14 protein-coding genes and 1 pseudogene are annotated in these 17,744 nt (G+C 68.4%); 5 read left to right on the top strand and 10 right to left on the bottom strand.

The window, feature by feature from the left end:
* Window positions 1-309: hypothetical protein (locus tag GUY60_RS38515; RefSeq protein WP_223178700.1), on the top strand; the 309-nt coding region annotated here is incomplete at its 5' end.
* Between the two features lie 30 nt (window positions 310-339).
* Here the strand turns inward: GUY60_RS38515 and GUY60_RS18040 are convergent.
* Window positions 340-852 carry a S1 RNA-binding domain-containing protein gene (locus GUY60_RS18040; protein WP_161699039.1) on the bottom strand — a complete coding sequence of 171 codons (513 nt, stop codon included), beginning with the start codon at window positions 850-852 and terminating at the stop codon, window positions 340-342.
* 529 nt (window positions 853-1,381) lie between these two features.
* Window positions 1,382-1,960 carry a TetR/AcrR family transcriptional regulator gene (locus GUY60_RS18045; RefSeq protein ID WP_161699041.1) on the bottom strand — a complete coding sequence of 193 codons (579 nt, stop codon included), beginning with the start codon at window positions 1,958-1,960 and terminating at the stop codon, window positions 1,382-1,384.
* Between the two features lie 460 nt (window positions 1,961-2,420).
* Between GUY60_RS18045 and GUY60_RS18050 the strand changes: the two genes are divergently transcribed.
* Both GUY60_RS18050 and GUY60_RS18055 read left to right on the top strand, forming a co-directional pair.
* Window positions 2,421-3,971: a class-II fumarase/aspartase family protein gene (locus GUY60_RS18050; protein WP_161699043.1), complete on the top strand. Its 1,551-nt coding sequence runs from the start codon at window positions 2,421-2,423 to the stop codon at window positions 3,969-3,971.
* On the top strand, window positions 3,968-4,768 hold the full coding sequence (locus GUY60_RS18055) for a methyltransferase domain-containing protein (RefSeq protein WP_161699045.1): 801 nt from the start codon (window positions 3,968-3,970) through the stop codon (window positions 4,766-4,768). Before GUY60_RS18050 ends, GUY60_RS18055 begins: the two co-directional genes overlap by 4 nt.
* Window positions 4,769-4,861: 93 nt before the next feature.
* Here the strand turns inward: GUY60_RS18055 and serC are convergent, their stop codons facing one another.
* The 6 genes from serC to GUY60_RS18085 form a co-directional block, all read right to left on the bottom strand.
* On the bottom strand, window positions 4,862-5,983 hold the full coding sequence (serC, locus tag GUY60_RS18060) for a 3-phosphoserine/phosphohydroxythreonine transaminase (RefSeq protein WP_312866336.1): 1,122 nt from the start codon (window positions 5,981-5,983) through the stop codon (window positions 4,862-4,864).
* Window positions 5,984-5,987: 4 nt separating this feature from the next.
* Window positions 5,988-7,370 carry a glutamate-cysteine ligase family protein gene (locus GUY60_RS18065; RefSeq protein ID WP_161699047.1) on the bottom strand — a complete coding sequence of 461 codons (1,383 nt, stop codon included), beginning with the start codon at window positions 7,368-7,370 and terminating at the stop codon, window positions 5,988-5,990.
* A gap of 66 nt (window positions 7,371-7,436) precedes the next feature.
* The gene (locus GUY60_RS18070; protein ID WP_161699049.1) at window positions 7,437-8,102 is read right to left on the bottom strand and encodes an O-methyltransferase; all 666 of its coding nucleotides are present in this window, start codon (window positions 8,100-8,102) and stop codon (window positions 7,437-7,439) included.
* On the bottom strand, window positions 8,102-9,262 hold the full coding sequence (locus tag GUY60_RS18075; protein ID WP_161699051.1) for an amidohydrolase family protein: 1,161 nt from the start codon (window positions 9,260-9,262) through the stop codon (window positions 8,102-8,104). Before GUY60_RS18075 ends, GUY60_RS18070 begins: the two co-directional genes overlap by 1 nt.
* Window positions 9,263-9,473: 211 nt before the next feature.
* Entirely contained in the window at window positions 9,474-10,955 is a 1,482-nt protein-coding gene (nhaC, locus tag GUY60_RS18080) for a Na+/H+ antiporter NhaC (RefSeq protein WP_246235187.1), read from the bottom strand.
* 176 nt (window positions 10,956-11,131) lie between these two features.
* On the bottom strand, window positions 11,132-11,797 hold the full coding sequence (locus GUY60_RS18085) for a GntR family transcriptional regulator (RefSeq protein ID WP_161699053.1): 666 nt from the start codon (window positions 11,795-11,797) through the stop codon (window positions 11,132-11,134).
* 239 nt (window positions 11,798-12,036) lie between these two features.
* Here GUY60_RS18085 and GUY60_RS18090 point away from each other — a divergent pair, with 239 nt between their 5' ends.
* Window positions 12,037-12,996 carry an asparaginase gene (locus GUY60_RS18090; RefSeq protein WP_161699055.1) on the top strand — a complete coding sequence of 320 codons (960 nt, stop codon included), beginning with the start codon at window positions 12,037-12,039 and terminating at the stop codon, window positions 12,994-12,996.
* Window positions 12,997-13,108: 112 nt separating this feature from the next.
* Here GUY60_RS18090 and GUY60_RS18095 read toward each other — a convergent pair whose 3' ends face one another.
* On the bottom strand, window positions 13,109-13,342 hold the full coding sequence (locus GUY60_RS18095) for a response regulator transcription factor (RefSeq protein ID WP_246235189.1): 234 nt from the start codon (window positions 13,340-13,342) through the stop codon (window positions 13,109-13,111).
* A 640-nt stretch (window positions 13,343-13,982) separates the two neighbouring features.
* Here GUY60_RS18095 and GUY60_RS18100 point away from each other — a divergent pair.
* On the top strand, window positions 13,983-16,412 hold the full coding sequence (locus GUY60_RS18100) for a SpoIIE family protein phosphatase (protein WP_161699063.1): 2,430 nt from the start codon (window positions 13,983-13,985) through the stop codon (window positions 16,410-16,412).
* Window positions 16,413-16,619: 207 nt separating this feature from the next.
* Here GUY60_RS18100 and GUY60_RS38260 read toward each other — a convergent pair.
* Window positions 16,620-17,744, bottom strand: a pseudogene (locus GUY60_RS38260) (hypothetical protein); the annotation flags it as partial.

Consider the following 17,744-nt stretch of genomic DNA (forward strand, 5'->3'; position numbering starts at 1 on the left):
CCCGAGCACCAGCACGCCGACGCCCACCGGAAAGTCCTCCTGCGGCGACAAGTCCACGCCATGCGCGCCGAGTTCGACACCGCCGACCTCCGAGCCGCCCCCTTCGGAGCCCTCGCCACCGTCACAACCCCCACCGAGCAGCGCCGCCCCGCCCTCGTCCGCTCCTCCGGCGAGCTCTCCGGCGGCTCAGTAGCGCCCGGCCTCCAGCGTCACCACATCGAGGCAGTCTCGAAGGGGTCCGGTCCGTGGAACCGTGGCGCCTCCCCGGCTGTGCACCCGAATACTTCACCAGCGCAATCGGAAACATGACCAGCGGATACACCCGCACGGAATCCTGAGTCAATTCTTAGACGTTAGCGACAGGATGACCCTGCGCTGGGCAGCATTAATGAGCACCACCTCCACTTCGACCGATTCTCCGACCTCGAACGCTCGCCCACTTTCCTTGACCATTGCGACCGGGATGAGCCCCAATACGTTTTGGGGAAAGCGCACGAAAACCCCCATCGGCGCAGCTTTGGACACCGTACCCGTGATGCACTCCCCCAGTTGCGTGCGCGCAAAATCGAGAAATGGGTCAGGGTACAGATCTTTGACCGAGACAGACGCCTGCCTGCGGTTCAGATCAACGTCGAGGACTTGAACGGTTACCTTCTGCCCCTCTCGCACCACTTGAGATGGATGCTCGAAGTAGTCCCACGACAGATTGGGAGCCGTGATCACGCCAGGAGCGCCGTCGACATCGACGAATGCCCCGAAATCGGCAACCGCCGTGACGGTCCCGGTACACACCTGCCCAATCTCCAGCATCTCGAGGGCAGTTCGAGCGGGTTCGTTTGAGCCGATCTTCAATTCGGACTCCTTCCCATCTATCCGAACAGGCGTCACCTCTACCTGCAGCACCGGTAAAGTGACCTGACACTGAACCAGTCGACGCGCAGAAGACGGACTGGTCGACAGAGTTGCACGCGCATGCAGCGGGCCCAGCTCGCACTACACACTCATCAAGACGGCCATCAGTCGATACCATCCAGGCGACCTACCGACGGCTCTAAGACAACTCACCCTGCAAGCCGCCGAGTTCACTGACAGAAGCGCCCCACCCGAGTTGCCGTCCCCGACGCGGACACGACCGGGCCGATGCAATCCAATGGCAGCAACCCACGCTTAACCGTTGGCGCGCATGGAGGCGAGCAGGACCGTAAGCCCGCGTAGCGACGTACGGCTACCACCGACAGGCCGAGTTGGTCGCACTTTCTCCGCGACCACGTTGGAGCACTGGGATGCAAGCCGACCATGCGTTGAAAATCTGCCGGGCACACACACGTAGGCACCGAACCCGGCACCGAGCACCCGACTCGGCCGCCGCCCACGCGGCCCGTCAGACCACAGCGAGCCGCTCCACCAGCAGCTCCACCCTCCACTCGGCGTCCTCCCGCGGCAGCCGTCCCGCTCGGGTCAGGGTGGCGAGCCCGTGCAGGGCGGCCCAGAACGTCTCGGTGAACAGCGCCTGGTCGACACCGTCCCCGGCGACCTCGCCCAGGCACTCAAGGAGCGCGGCGAAGGCGTCCTTCAGCGGCTCCGGAGTGTCCTCCTGCGCGTAGGCCAGACCGCCGTCGAGCTGGAACAGGGCGTCGTAGACCGCGGGGTTGCGCTCAGCGAAGTCGAGGTAGGCGCGGGCGAGGGCGGCGACCCGGCCGCGCGGGCCGTCCGCGGCGGCGGTCGCGGCCCGCATCGCCACGGCCATCTCGGTGGCGCCCTGAAGGGCGACGGCGCCGATGATCTCGCGCTTGCCGCGGAAGTGGCTGTAGAGGACGGGCTGGCTGTACTCGATGCGCTCGGCGAGCCGGCGGGTGGTGACCGCGTCCCAGCCCTGCTGCTCGGCGAGTTCACGTGCGGTCTCCACGATGAGCCGCTCGCGGGCCGCCCGTTCACGTTCCTTGCGTTCCTGTACCGACATGAATCGGACCCTAGCACCGCTAGCCAAACAAGCGGCAGCAGGGCCAGCGTCGCCCGCGTCGGCCAGCAGGGCGAGACCCCGCGAGGGGGCCGGATGCTCGGCGCCGCGATGACGCTCTCACCCTGCGCCACTACGAACGCGCCGGGCTGATCGAACGAGTCGGCCGCACCACCGTCACCGAACGCCTCGCCATGCCCCGCGAACACCAGTTTCCGGTCGCGTTCACCGCCCGGCAGAGCCGGTGCCGCACACCGGCTCCCAGAGGAGAGGCAGGAAAACATGGAGAAGACCCCGGCAGGGAGCGGCGCGGCGTGCGGGCCTGCTGCCCGTTATCGGCCTGAAAGGGGGCCGGCGCGGCAATCTGGCCGAGACCAGCCCGTTGGCTCGCTTCTGAGATGGACATGCTGACGTCGAGCGGTTCGGACGAGAAAGCCAGCGACCTCTGGGGATACGAGGCTTCATGACTGTTTCCAACCCGCACCTCAAGACCGGCACGTCCCGCGCGGATGACCCGCCGGAAGACTGTCCGGAGAACAGATACTCCACAGCACCCGAGCAGGCCGAGCCGTGTGACCATCAGCGTGCTCACATCACTGACTCCCGTTTCCACGGCGGGGGTTACGCCACCGCGGCGAGCCGGCGGATCTTCTGCGACCAGTGCCGGCTGCAGCGCTGGCTCTGGGTCGAAGCGGCGCTGGCGTCGTGCCAGGAGCGGCTGGGGATCGTCGCCCCGGGCACCGCCGCACAGCTGGCCCGCGCGTGCGAGCCGGGCCGCATCGACCTGGCCGCCCTGGCACCCGAGTTCCGCCGCACCGGTCACTCGCTGGTACCGCTGCTGCGCGGCCTGGAAGCGGCGTGCGAGGGCGCCTCGGGAGAGATGGTGCATCTCGGGGCGACCACCCAGGACATTCAGGACACGGCACAGTCCCTGGAGGTTCGCGAGGTACTCGCGGAAGTGGACGCCGGGATGCGGACCATGACGGTGACCCTGGCCGACCTCGCGGTGCGGCACCGGAACAGTCTGATGCCGGGGCGCACACACGGGCAGCCGGCGCTGCCGACCACGTTCGGGCTCAAGGTCGCCGGCTGGCTGGACGAACTCCTGCGGCACGCGGAACGCCTTGAGCAGTTACGCCCGCGGGTCCTGACGGCCCAACTGTCCGGTGGTGTCGGCACCATGGCGGGGTTCGACGGACGAGGGCGCGAGCTGCTCGACATGTTCGCCAGGGACCTGGAGCTGAGTGTGCCCGAGGTCGGCTGGCATGCCGCCCGGGACCGGGTGGCCGAGTTCGGGGCCGCGTCGGCCATGCTCACGGGAACGCTGGCCCGTATCGCCGACGAGATACGTGTGCTGTCGCGGCCCGAGGTCGGTGAGGTGTCCGAAGGGTGGCAGTACGGCCGGGTCGGCAGCAGCACGATGCCGCACAAACGCAATCCGGAACGTTCGGCCCAAGTGGTGCTGCTGGCCCGTCTCGCCCGCTCCAATGCCGCCCTCGGGATCGAGAGCATGGTGCAGGAACACGAGCGGGATTCGCGCGGCCTGCGGATGGAGTGGGTCGCGGTGGCCGACGTCTCGCACTACACGCTGGCCGCGCTGGACATACTGAACGACGTGCTGTCGGGCCTGCAGGTCGACAGCGGGCGGATGGCGGCGAACGCGTGGACCGCGGCCGAATCCCTGTGCACGGAAGCGGTGATGCTGGCCCTGGCTCCCTCGATCGGCCGGCAGAGCGCGCACGTCCTCGTGTACGAGCTGAGCCAGCGAGCCCAGAGCACGGGCAAACGGCTGCGCGACTGCCTTCTGGCCGACGCCACCGTCACCGCGCAGTTGTCCGCCGCCGAAGTGGACGACCTTCTGGACCCCTCGCGTTATCTGGGCGAATCACGGGAGCTGACCGACCTTTCGGTGGACCGGGCGCAGAAGTGGCTGGCATCCACGCAACCGTCGCGAACACAGCCGTCGCGAACACAGCCGCCGGGCACCGGAGTTCCGAAGGGGGCGCACGCATGACGGGGCTGCTGCGCTTCGACGGGGACCGGGCGACCGAGGCCGACACGGAAGCCCACGCCCCCGACATGGTCGCCCAGCGCGCGCACCTGCGCCGCCAGCTCGGCGTCCGGCCCGGACACCGGGTCCTGGACATCGGATGCGGGCCCGGCTACCTGCTGTCCGAGCTTCGCCGCGACCTCGGCCCCACGGGGCGGATCTACGGCATCGACATCAGCGAGTCCATGCTGGAACTGGCCCGGGAACGGTGTGCCACCGACTCCGCGCCGGGAGCTGTCGACCTGCGCACCGGGCGCGCGGAGCAACTCCCCTTCCCGGACGCGACGTTCGACGTGGCCGTCGCGGTGCAGGTCTATGAGTACGTCGAGGACATCGAGCGTGCTCTGGACGAACTCTTCCGGGTGCTGCGGCCCGGTGGCCGTGCGGTGATCCTGGACACCGACTGGGACTCGCTGGTGTGGCGCTCGGCCGATCGCGAGCGGATGCGGGACGTCCTGGAACTCTGGGAGGACCACGTCGCCCATCCGCGCCTGCCGCAGCACCTTGGACCTCTGCTGCGCAGGGCCGGATTCCAGGAGGAGCCCCTGACCACACTGACCTTCGTCGACCGGGAGCTCGACCCGAGCCGATACAGCTACTGGCAGGTCGGGTTCATCGAGGCGTTCCTCGCCGACCACCCCAGGGCGCGTACGGAACAGACCCGGGCCTGGAGCGACGAACTGCGTGGCCTGGCCGCGGCGGGCAACTACTTCTTCAGCCTGGGCAGGTACGCCTTCACTCTGCGTAGGCCGCCTGCGTAAGCCACCCGGACGCTGACCGGGAGCGGTGGCCGACCGATCGCCTGGCCGGCCACCGCTGCCGCGCGCGGGCGGGCGGGCGCACTGCTGGGGTGTTCAGCCGCGCAGGCGCTCGAATTCGCGCAGAAAGCCGGCCAGTGCCCGGACCCCGTCCTCGGGCATGCCGTTGTAGACCGAGGCGCGTACGCCGCCGACCGTCCGGTGACCGGCCAGGCCGAAGAGGCCTTCGGACTCGGCCAGCGCCACGAACTCGCCCGTCAGGGAGTCGTCGGCGAGGCGGAAGACGATGTTGGTGATGGAGCGGTGCTCCGGATGGGCCGTGGGGCGGTAGAAGGACGACCGGTCGAGTTCCCCGTAGAGGAGACCGGCCTTGGCTTCGTTGCTTCGCTCGACCGAGGCCAGACCGCCCTGGTCCCGGATCCACTCCAGGACCAGGGACAGGACGAACACGGCGAAGGTGTTCGGTGTGTTGTCGAGTGAGCGCGTCTCCGCCTGGACGGCATAGTCGAGCAGCCTCGGCGTGCGGGGCAGGGCCTGCCCGATCAGGTCGTCCCGGACGGTGACCAGAGCCATGCTGGAGGGCCCCAGGTTCTTCTGGAATCCCGCGTACACCACACCGAACTGCGTGTGATCGATGCTGCGGGACAGGATGTCGCTCGTTGCGTCGGCCACCAGCGGCGCCGGCAGGTCCCGCGGAAAGGTGTTCCAACGCGTCCCGTAGACCGTGTTGTTACTGGTCAGGTGGATGAACGCGGCGTCCTGAGGGCAATCCCGCTCCCGTACGGACGGAATGCGGTCGAATGCGGTGGCCACGCTGCTGGCGACCGTCTTCGCGGTGCCGTAGCGCGCCCCCTCACGAGACGCCTGCTGGGCGAAGAGTCCCGTTTCCACGTAGCCGGCGGTGCGGGTGGTGGACCGGCCGATCAGGTTGAGCGGCACGGCGGAGCACTGCATACGTGCACCGCCGTGCATGAAGAACAGATGGTGGTTCTCGGGAAGTGCGCACAGCCGGCGGAAGAGGGTTTCGACGGTCTCCAGGATGCCCGCGAACCGTGGGCCCTTGTGGCTGATCTCGACGACCGAGGCTCCGTCCTCCGCATGTGCCAGGAACTCCTCGCGTATCCGCGTCGCCACTGGGCGGGGCAGGGTCGCCGGCCCGGCGCAGAAGTTGTACGCGTGCCGGGGCGGCGTGGCGGATATCGGGGACTGCTCGGTCACGTCATCACATCCTCAGAGTCTCGACCAACGCCTCGATTCCCTCGGCACGCAGACACGCGACGGCATCCGAGGCGGGGTTCGTCCTGTCCCGCAGCCGCCTGGCCAGCGGTTCCAGCTCCTCGACCGGTGCGGCCTTACCTCGCCGGAGCCCTTCGTCCGCGACGACGAACGCCTGTCGCGCCCACTGGCCGATCGGGGCGCCGGCCACTTCGGCCCCCCACCCCTGGGTCTGGACCTGAGGCATGGCCGCACGCGACCGGGCGAGGGTCCAAGGGTGAAAGAGCTTCTCGCACTGCTCGATGTTCTCCAGCCAGCCCAGGATCATGGCCAGCCAGGAGAAGGTCTCCTGCCGGCTCATCGTGGGCAGGTGCCGGACCTCGACGAACGTGTCGCGCCCGCCGTTGCGCAGGACCGACTCGGGCCGCTCGGCCTGCACTGCGGCGAGGACCTCCGCGACGCTGCACGTATCGTCCAGCTGCATCCTGACGCGCACCGCGGGCCAGTAGAAGACGAGGCCCATGGCCAGGTCGTCGACCGTGCACGACAGTGTGCGCTTCGCGCCGTGGAAGTCGACGAATTCCGCCTCGCCCACAGCGGCGAACTCCGCTGTGGTCAACTGCGGGGCCACCGGCCGGTAGATCACGCCCGCCCTGGCCACCTCGAAGATGGGGGTTGCCCAGGCGTCCTGCATGTACTGCGCCAGACTGCCGTACGTCCGGCGGGGGAAGAGAAGCCGGTCGGCGAAGAACGGGTTCGACTCCGCCAGCTCCATGTAGCCGCGCAGGCGCAACGACTGCCAGGGCTGGACTCGTTCGGCGAACACCGCGGAGTTCGCACCCCATGCGCACAGCAGAGGCGTCATGTTGATCAGGGTGTTGCAGACCGTGATCACGTCGGGCAGGGGCACATCGATGTTGAACTGGACGGCTGCGAAGCCCGGCCAGGCATCGGAGGCGTAGAGCCCGGGGACCCGCTCGGCCTGGGCCAGCCAGAACTGATAGTGCCCCTTGTCGGCCAGATAGGCCCGGCCCAGTGTCTCGGTACGGGGCTGGCAACCGTGTGCCAGCGCGGACAGCCCTTCCGCTCCCATGGCGGGGAGCAGAAGGGAGTCGAGCGTGTCGTGCCAGGCCGCCTTGGCATTGGCGAAGCCCTCCTCCGGCGGGAGGGCCATCTCCACCGTGCAGAATCCGTAGTCGTTGCCCACGTCCAGCGTTCCGGAGCTCCGACGGGATTTGACGCCCACCACGGTCCCGCTGGTGGCGTCGCAGTAGGTGGAGAAGCCCTCCTGCCCGGCCAGCCTCCTGAACAAGGCCTGCACTGACCGCTCGTCGGCCGCCATACCCCGGGCGTCGACGGTGGGCAGCTCTGACTCGATGCCGATTTTCACGTACAGGCCTTTGCTTCAGTGCCAGCGGTGTCGGAGGAGAGGTTAGGACCCGGGGTGGCGACTCACTCAGTCAACGGGAAAGTCTTCACGCTTTGTGGTGACTTCCAGGCCGTCGCCGACTGCGAGCATTTGGCTCTGCGCGTCGGAGAGTCCGCTGATATGACGGCGATAGCGCCCGATCACTTCAGCATTCTTCTGCGGCACCAGCACATTGTCGGCCACGATCAGGCCTCCTGGACGGAGTAGTGGCCAGCACGCTTCGAAATCCCGGATGTACAACTCCTTCCAGTGGTCGAGGAGTACGAGATCGATCGGGCCGGGAAGAGACTCCGCAAGCTCCGGGGCCTCACAGGTGGTCAGTTCCACGTGTGCGTCAAGGCCGGCCGCTATCAGGTTCGCGCGCTGCTCGTCCTGCTTGTCCTTGTCGACCTCGATCGAGTACAGGCGCCCGCCCGTGGCGCGCACCGCTTCCGCCAGCCACAACGTGGAGTAGCCCACGGAGCCGCCGACCTCGACCACCGTCCGGGCGCCGGACACCCGGACCAGGGTGTTCAGAAAGAGGCCGACCTCGGGGCCCACGTCCAGCATGAAGGATCCCGCGCGCTCACGGAGAGCCGTTCCGCCCGCCGCTCGCAGTGCTTCGAGTTCCTGCTGCTCCTTACCGGAACGCGCTTCCAGGTCGGCCAGAACCGATTCGATCCGGGGGCCGAGGGAGGGCGCCGACGGCCGCATCAGACGGTTCCGAAGAAGCGGCGGGCGTTGTCGCACAGGAGTTTCCGCTTCACCGCGTCGCCGAGGTCGCCCCGGTCGGTCAGAGAGGTCACCGCCCCGGGGAATTTGGCGTCGAAGTGCGGGAAGTCGCTCGCGAACAGGAGGTTGTCCTCCAGCCCCTGTTCCACGAGCATCGGCAGCAGCGGGTCCTCGGGTTCCACGCCCAGATAACACTGGCGCTTGAAATAGGTGCTTGGCTTTTCCGGCAGTGGTTCGCGGTCCTTGGCGAACTGTTCGACGTGATCGTCCATACGGTTCAGCCAGAACGGGGCCCAGCCTGCGCCGGTTTCCATGAAGCCGAAGTTGAGATCCGGATACCGCTCCATCACACCGCCCGTGATGAGCAGCATGACGGCCGTCATGTGCTCAAAAGTGTGGCTGACCAGATGGCCCTGCATGGTGTCGTGCGTACGCTCTGTGCCGATGCGCGGAATGCGCGCGACGCCGAACCCTTCGTGGAAGCAGACCGTTATTCGGTTGCTCTCGCAGAATGCCCAGAGAGGTTCATACACCGGGTCGTCGACATTGGTCCCGGCCACGGTGTTGGGCCGGAGAATGACCGTACGAACGCCGTGGTCGAGTGCCCGGCGAGCCTCGTCGAGGGCGAGCACGATGTCGTGCTGAGGCAGCGCGGCGACGGGGAGGAGCCGGCTCGTCTCGGCCGAGCAGTACTCGAAGGCCCAGTCGTTGTACGCCTTGGTCACCTCGTGGGCGAAGGCGGAGCTGCGTAAGGCGGGCAGCAGCCCCAAGACCTTGGAGGGAAAGATGTAGGCCTGCGAAATGCCTTCGCGGTCCATCGCGGAGAGGCGGTCCTGCGGGTCCAGCCCTCCGCGCCTCAGCGCGCCGAGGACTTCCACGGTCGCCGGGTCGTCGAACAGCCAACTGCCCGGCGTGTACGTAGCGCCCTGTGTGCTGCCGAACCAGGCGGCCTGGGTGGGCTTGCCATGGAACGTGGCCGACGGCCCTTCGATGACACGGCCTTCCGCGACCAGCACGTCATCCTGGTACTTGGGCATCCAAGCGGCGTATTTCTCCGGGATCCTTCCGCGCCACCACTGATCGGAATCGGGAAGGACGATGTGGCTGTCAGCATCGATTACCGGGTAGTCACGAGCGACCACAGACCACTCCTTGAGATCGTCTTGCGCTGCGCATGCGTACGCAGATGCCACTCCCCTCGGAGTTGCACCCGCGAACGCTGCGTTTCCCAACCTGGTGTCCGCGATTGTTACCCGCACGCCCGAGCACAGGGAAGAGTGCCTCTGCCGATGGCGCAAATCGCACCCCCGGCACATTCCGGGTCCGGCGCTGTCCGGACTCGTCCGGGTTTGATCACGACGGCTGCTTCGCGGCGGTGTCCGACGGCTTGATCCTTGCGATACCGAATCCGGTGTAGCCGCAGATGATGGCGAACACCACGCCCAGGTAGTTGAGGAAGGCGTACGGCGCGTAGGCGACCGTCGCCACGCCCAGCGTCGTGGACATGTACATTCCCGCCTCGGTCCACGGCACCAGTGGGACGAACACAGTGCCGGAGTCCTCCACCGTCCGCGAGAGGTTCTTGGCGGCGAGGCCGCGCTCTCGGTAGACCTCCTTGAACGCCTGGCCTGGAATCAGGATCGCCAGGTAGGACACACCCATGGCCATCGCCGTACCGAGTGAGGAGACCGAGGTGGCCAGGATGATGCCCCCGGTGCGGCGCACCCGCCGCAGCAGACGGTTCATCAGTACGTCCATGCAGCCCGCCTCGGTGAGGATCCCGGCGAGCGCGAAGCCGACCAGGCCGATGAGGATGGTCTCCGCCATGGATGCCATCCCGCCACGGTTGAGCAACATCTCGGCCGCTGCGGGCAGTTGGGAGGGATCGACGCCGTGCCCGGCCAGCATCGTCACGTCGAAGCCCGTCGACGCGGCGTCACTGACGTCGTGAATCGTGAACCCCTGAACGGCCATACCCAGGACGGCCGCGACCACCGTGGACAGCACGATCGTCGGCACCGGCGGCTGCTTCAGCATCGCGCCCGCCAGAACGATCACAGGCGGCAGCAGAAGCAGGACGTGGAAGTCGAAGGCATGGCTGAGCACCGTCAGCAGGGCGTCCGAGCGGGCGGCGGCGTGCGCGTCGGCGTGCTGGGTCAGACCGAGGCCGAAGTAGAGGACCGCCGAGACACCGGCCGCCGGGAGCGTGGTGTAGAAGAGATGGCGGATGTGCTCGAAGAGGGTCGCACCCGCCACCGCCGGCGCGAGGTTGGTGGTGTCGGAAAGAGGGGACATCTTGTCGCCGAAGTAGGCGCCGCTCACGATCGCGCCCGCGGTCATCGGCAGGGACGCCCCGAGCCCGGCGGCGACACCCATGAGCGCGACACCGACCGTGCCTGCCGAGCCCCACGAAGTGCCGGTCATCGTGGAGACCGCCATGGTGATGAGGAAGGCGACCAGGACGATCCAGGTCGGCTGGATGACCCGCAGTCCGAAGTCCACGATCATGGGGATCGTGCCGCAGAGCGTCCAGGTGCCGATGAGCATGCCGATGGCGACGAGGATGAGCAGCGCCGGCATCGCCGAGTCGATCTTCTCGCGGATACCCAGGAGCATCTCCTCCCACGTCACCCCCAGCCGCCAGGCGATGATCCCGGCACATGAGGCGGCGACTATGAGTAGAACGACCGGGTTGAGCCTGAGCCAGATCGAGCCGGGGACGACGAGCGCCAGCATGATCACGATGGGCAGGGCCGCCACGAACAGCGTGGGTGTACGACGCGGGCGGCGGCGCGGCGACGCCTGCACGGCGTCGACGACGGGCATTTCAGACATGGGGACGGTACTCCTCGGAGCCGGGCATGCCGAGCAGACGGGTGCGAGGGCATGCGGAAGAAGCGCGTGGGGCGCGCGGGCGGGGCGTGGGAGCGGTACGGAAGGGAGCGGTAAGGAAGGGAGCGGTGAGAGGGGAGAGCAGTAAGGGGGTGAGCGGCGGCGCCGGACGTGGAGCGTCAGTCCTGGGACGTATCGGCGCCCGTCATGCTCGTGATCATCTGCAGCCGTACGCGATCCAGGTGACGTTCCATCAGTTCGGCGGCACGGTCGGCCTGTCCCTCGGCGATGGCCTCCGCGAGCTGCTCGTGGTCGGTCAGCGAGGCGTCGGAGTGCGACGTGGCCACGTCCTGCCGGCTGCGCACCACGATGATCTGCTGCTGCACCCGCCACACCTGCTCGGTGATACGGGGGCTGCGGGCCGCTTCGAGCAGCGCGCGGTGGAAGTCGAGGTCGTTGTGGTGGACGAACTGACGGCCCGCGGCGAGGTGTTTCCTCGACCTTTCGCAGGACCGGCGCAGCGCGGTGATGTCCTTGCGGTCGCGCCGTACGGCAGCCAGGCGCGCGGCGGCTGTCTCGAGCGCCGCGCGTAGCTCGAACAGCGCTTCGACCTCGCCGGGCTCAGCCTCGAAGACGACAGCGCCCTTGTTGGGGCGGTGCACCAGGAGGCCCTCGCTGACGAGCTGCCGGATCGCCTCGCGCAGCGGCCCCCTGCTGATGTTCAGCTCGCGGGCGAGCTCGACCTCGTTGATCCGGGTGCCGGAGGCGATCCGACCGCTGAGGAGTCGTTCGCGAAGCGTCTCGACCATCTGGACGGCGAGGCCGCGCTGAAGGTTGTCAGGCATGTGTGTGCCTCCCGTCCGTTCAAGGCTGACCGCTGGTGAATCGCGAGGCCACGGTGTGTCCGGGCGTCGGCGACTGCAGCGGCGAAGTGTTGACAGATGACAGTGGACAGGGGCTGCCCTGAGTCTGTCAACACTTCGCGCGGGCATCGACGCAGGCATCGGCAAAGTGATAACTGTTGACAGTTCGATCGACTCGGCCGGCCCGGCCGAAGAGGTACTGAAGAGGTAGGGAGCGCGTCATGCACGAGGTTGTGGCGGAGGTCTGGCGAGGAGACTTCCTCGAGTCGGTGCACCACGGAACGGTCCACGCGGCCGGGCCGGAAGGGCAGACCGTGCTGAGCGTCGGTGAGACGGACCGCCCGATGTACCCCCGGTCGTCCAACAAGCCCCTCCAGGCGCTCGGCATGCTGCGCGCCGGGCTCGACCTGGACGGCGAGCTGCTGGCGCTGGCCTGCGCGAGCCACTCCGGCGAAGCCTTCCACCTCGACGGCGTGCGCAGGATCCTCGAGGACGCCGGGCTCGACACCGGGGCACTGCAGTGCACGGCCGCCCTGCCCATAGGCGAGGCCGCGTTGCGTACCTACCTCGCCGGCGGCGGCATCCCGACCCCGCTGACGATGAACTGTTCGGGCAAGCACGCCGCGATGCTCGCCGCCTGCGTCGCCAACGACTGGGACACGAGGACGTACCTGGACCGGAACCACCCGCTGCAGCGCGCCCTGCGCGAGACGGTCGAGGACCTGACCGGCGAAAAGGTCGCCGCGACCGGCGTCGACGGCTGCGGGGCGCCGCTGTTCGCCACCACCTACCGGGGCCTGGCACGGGCGTTCGCCAAGCTGGCCACGGGCCCCGATGGATCTCTGGAACGGCGGGTCGCCCACGCCATGAACACCCACGCCGAGTACGTCGGCGGAACCGGCCGGGACGTGACCCGGCTCATGGGCGCGCTTCCCGGATCGGTCGCCAAGGACGGGGCTGAGGGCGTCTACGCACTGGCGCTTCCCGACGGCTCGGCTGTCGCCCTGAAGATCGCCGACGGCTCCACCCGGGCCCGCCCCGCCGTCATGATCGCCGCACTACGACGGCTCGGTGTAGCCACGGACACCGACAAGACCCTCACCGAACTGGCCACAGCCCCAGTCCTCGGCCATGGCCGACCGGTCGGCGAGGTGCGCGCCGCGCAGGCACTGCGGCAGTAGCCACGCCGCGTCCGACACGGGTTCGCCCCCCGGTTCCTCAACCGCCTGATCGACGTAGCGATCGCCTCCCGTTCGAACTCCGCGGCGTACTGCTTCGTGTACTTGCGGGGTGTCACAGTCCCAGGGCGATGGCGAGGCGGATGAGTTCGGCGGTGGTGTTGGTGTCGAGCTTGGCCCGGATGCGGCGGAGGTAGGCGTCGACGGTGTGCCGGGAGAGGCCCATGTGGCGGGCTGTCTGCAGGTAGGTGCAGCCCGAGGCGATGTGGCGCAGGGTTTCGAGTTCGCGGGGGGCCAGCGTGGGTGTGGAGACCGAGGGAAACGACAGCGTCAGTGCGGGGACCATCATGGGGGTTCTCCGGTGGGTCGGTTTGGTCGGCCCTCCTGCTCACACCCTCGGAAGCAGAGGAAGAGACAAATGCCCGAATGCTGCTTTTTTGTCTGATTTGACTAGGTTGTCGGTTTGGCGTCTTGGCCGCGTCCGGCGGTTGTCACAGGCGTGTCACCGCTGTGACTGGTCAGGGCGGGTCTGCGCTCTCGTGCACAGGGCGTGATCCCGCGTCGGATGGATCTGCGGGTGTGCGGCCCGGGGGGGGCGCGGCCTTCTTCTCGCGCGGGCAGGAATGCGGAGCGGGGCGTGCGTGAGCCGCGTAGCCGCGACGTCATCCAGTCAGCGGCCGGTCCGGATGCCGGCGTGAGGGGCTTGTGACATTCGCGCATCGCGCACGCACTGCATCGCGCACGCACTGCTGCCCTCACCGGCAGGCACACGCTGCTGCTGCGGAAGAAGACGGGGAGGCCAGGCCCCTGCTCCTGGCCCCGGAGCCTCGGGTTCTGGGGCAGGGACGGGGCCGGCGAGAGGGTGGGATCACTGCGTTCGCGGTTGGCCTGGGTGAGGATCATGATGGTCGCAGGGGCCGTGGCGGTGAGGATCCCGAGAGGCGGGATGAGTGGTGACCGAGGGGTTTGCCTTTCCTTCCGATGAGCGGATGCAGGAGGGCGCTGCGTCGCAGGCCTGTACGGCCACGGTCGATGAGCGGGGCAGGGTTACGGGGTGGAGCGAGGCGGCCGCGCGGCTGTTGGGGTATGCGCCGGCTGAGGTGGTGGGTTATCCGGCCGCGCGACTGCTGGCCGATGACGTCGATCAGAGCGTGTTGCGGGATGTGGATGGGCGGGAGAGGTCCAGCGCCGTGGTGGCGCTCAGGCATCGTGACGGCCGGCGCCTTGAACGGCGGCTGCTTGCACGCCGCCCGGAGTCCGACCGCCCGGCGTCTGGCCAACCGGCGTCTGGCCAACCGGCGTCTGGCCAACCGGCGTCTGACCCTCCTTTCGGCGAGTGGCTGGTGGTGGCGGTGGATCCGGAGCCGGTGCCGGTGCCGCCTGCGTCTGAGGCGCTGGTCGAGTGGGCGTTCCGTCAGTCGCCGAGCATCCTCGGGGTTTTTGACGCGGACTTGCGGCTGGTTCGGGCCAATGCCGGCATGGAGCGTGCGTTGTCGTTGACGCAGGAGGAGATGCGTGGGTGGCGTCTGGCCGAGCTCGCACCGCACCGGGTGAGTGATCAGGCGGAGGCGGGGATGCGTCAGGCGATCGACAGCGGCGAGGTGCAGCACGTGGGGGCCTGCATCGGCCCGTCGGGAATCGGCGCGGAGCAGGGCTGGCCGACGTCGTTCGCTCCGCTGAGGGACACCGGCGGCAGCGTACGGGCGGTGTGCCTGACGGCCCACCACACACCCAGTCAGTTTCTCGCCCGACAGCGGATGCTGCTTGAGTCCCTGGCCCGTATCGCTGCCACCGGGGATGTACGGCAGACCGCGCAGGAGTTGGCGGACGCCGCCGCGGGCAGCCTGGCGGACTTCGCCGCGGTCGAACTGCTTCAGCAGCCCCCGCGCGGCACTCCCCAGGCTGGTACGCCCCCGGGGGCAGTGGCTCTGAGCCGTATCGCTGTGCGGTCTGTGAACGGCGGGGGCCCCGCTGCGGCTGTCACCGCGCCACAAGCCGTCCGTTACCCGGCGATTTCACCGGTGGCCCAGTGTCTGGCTCAGGGCCAGGCGGCCGTGTATGAGGCGAGCGATCCGGCCCTGGCCGCGTGGGCCCGCGATCCGCAGGCGGCCTGGATCCGCGAGCTGGAGACGCACACGGTGATGGTGGTGCCGATGCGGGCCACGAACGGCCCGCTCGGCGTGCTGTTGCTGGGGCGTCAGCGGCCGCAGCCCTTCGACGCGGACGACATGTGGCTGGCCGAGCGGCTCACCTCCGGGGCGGCTGACGCCATCGACGCGCGTCACCGCACCCGGGAACACACCACCACCATGACCCTGCAGCGCAGTCTGCTCCCGCAGACGCTGCCTGATCAGCAGGCCCTGCACATCGCGACCCGGTACCTGCCCGCCAGCGAACGTCTCGGCGTAGGCGGCGACTGGTTCGATGTGATCCCGCTGTCCGGTACACGGGTGGCGATGGTGGTGGGCGATGTGGTCGGCCACGGGATGCGCGCGTCGGCCACGATGGGCCGCCTGCGCACCGCGGTGCGCACCCTGGCCGATGTCGACCTGCCGCCCGATGAACTGCTCACCCACCTCGACGACCTCGTCCTGCACTTGTCCGCCGACGAGGGCCCCGCCAGCGCCACCGAGGGCGCCGCCGGCATCGGCACCACCTGCCTGTACGCCGTCTACGACCCCACTTCGCGCCACCTGGTCCTCGCCAGGGCCGGCCACCCCCCGCCCGCCGTGGTCTCCCCCGACGGCGGAGTGCGCTTCCTCGACGTACCGCCCGGCCCGCCGCTGGGCCTGGGCGGCCTGCCGTTCGAGACGTACGAGACCGAGCTGGCCGAAGGCAGCCTGATCGCCCTGTACACCGACGGCCTCCTCGAAATCCGCGACCACGACATCGACGAAGCCCTGGACCGGCTGTTCTCCACCCTCGCCCGCCCGGCCGACGAACTGGAGACGGTCTGCGACCGGGTCCTCACCTCCATGCTGACCCACCGCCCCGACGACGACGTCGCCCTGCTCATCGCCCGCACCAGGGCGCTGGACTCCGACCGCATCTCCACCTGGGAGCTGGAATCCGCCCCCACAACCGTCGCCGAGGCGCGCCACCTGGCCACCGACCAGCTGAGTGCCTGGCAGCTGGACGAGGCCGCCTTCGTCACCGAACTCGTCGTCAGTGAACTCGTCACCAACGCCATCCGCTACGGCCGTCCCCCCATCAACCTGCGCCTGATCCACACAGGCACCACCCTGATCTGCGAGGTCTTCGACTCCAGCAACACCGCCCCGCACCTGCGCCGCGCCCGGCTCTCCGACGAAGGAGGGCGGGGCCTGCTCCTGGTCGGCCAGCTCGCGCAGCGCTGGGGCACCCGGCACACGGCCACCGGCAAGACCGTCTGGGCCGAACAATTCCTCACCCCCGCCTGAACGCCCTGCTTTCACGCTTCAGCACCCTCGCCTGAGAGCCGCGCACCCAAGACGGGTGCGCAGGCCACCCTGAGAGGTGTCACACAGATGGAGGGGCAAAGGCCGCTATGGCCTTTGCCCCTCCACCACCGGGCGCCGCACTGCGTGTGGCCCCTCGGCGAGGGCGACTCGCGGCACCGCCGCCTGTCGCCCTCGCTACCTTGTGCCCTACACGACATCACCACCGTTGCCGCCGGTGCCGTTCCCGCCGGTGCCGTTGCCGCCGGTCCCGCCAGTGCCGCCGTTGCCACCGGTTCCGTTGCCACCGGTGCCATTCCCGCCGTCACCGTTGGTGCCACCGTTACCACCGGTGCCGTTACCACCAGTGCCGTTACCACCGTCACCGTTGGTGCCGCCATTGCCACCGGTGCCGTTACCGCCAGTGCCATTCCCACCGTCACCGTTGGTGCCACCGTTACCACCGGTGCCGTTACCGCCAGTGCCATTCCCACCGTCACCGTTGGTGCCGCCATTGCCACCGGTTCCGTTACCGCCAGTGCCATTCCCACCGTCACCGTTGGTGCCACCGTTACCACCGGTGCCGTTACCGCCAGTGCCATTCCCACCGTCACCGTTGGTGCCGCCATTGCCACCGGTTCCGTTACCGCCGGTGCCGTTACCACCGTCACCGTTGGTGCCACCGTTACCGCCGGTCCCGTTGCCGCCGGTGCCGTTACCGCCGTCGCCGCCGTCCTTGTGCTCGTCGTGCTCGTCCTTGTGCTCGTCCTTGTGCTCGTCCTTGACCTTGTCCTTGACCTTGCCCTCGTCACACCAGTGCTTCTGGTTCTCCCACCAGTGGCTGTGGTGGTCCACCGTCTTCCAGTAGTGCTTGTTGTGCTTCTTGCCGAAGAAGTTGAAGTCCTTGTGGCTGTCCCAGAAGAACAGCTTGTGGTGCTTTACGACGATGTAGTAGATCTTGTACTTCTCGTCCCAGTGGAACTTCTTGCCGCCCGCCCAGCAGGAGTACTCGTCGTCGTGGTGGCTGCTGCCGTTGCTGCCGTTGCCGCCGTTGCCGCCCGTACCGTTGCCGCCGGTGCCGTTCCCGCCGTTGCCGCCGTCGGTTCCGTTGCCGCCGTTACCGCCGGTGCCGTTGCCGCCAGTGCCATTCCCGCCGTTGCCACCGTTGCTGGGCTTGTGCTCCGTGTTGTGGTGCTTGCTCCAGCAGTAGGACTTGTGCTTGTTGTGCTGGGGGGCCATGGTCGTGGAGGACATCGGGGCTGCCGTCGCGGCGGTGGCCGGCAGGATGATGCCTCCGGCGACCACGGCGGCCGACGCCGCTGCCGTGGCCAGGGC

Source organism: Streptomyces boluensis, from assembly GCF_009908195.1.
In the GTDB taxonomy this organism is placed as follows: domain Bacteria; phylum Actinomycetota; class Actinomycetes; order Streptomycetales; family Streptomycetaceae; genus Streptomyces; species Streptomyces boluensis.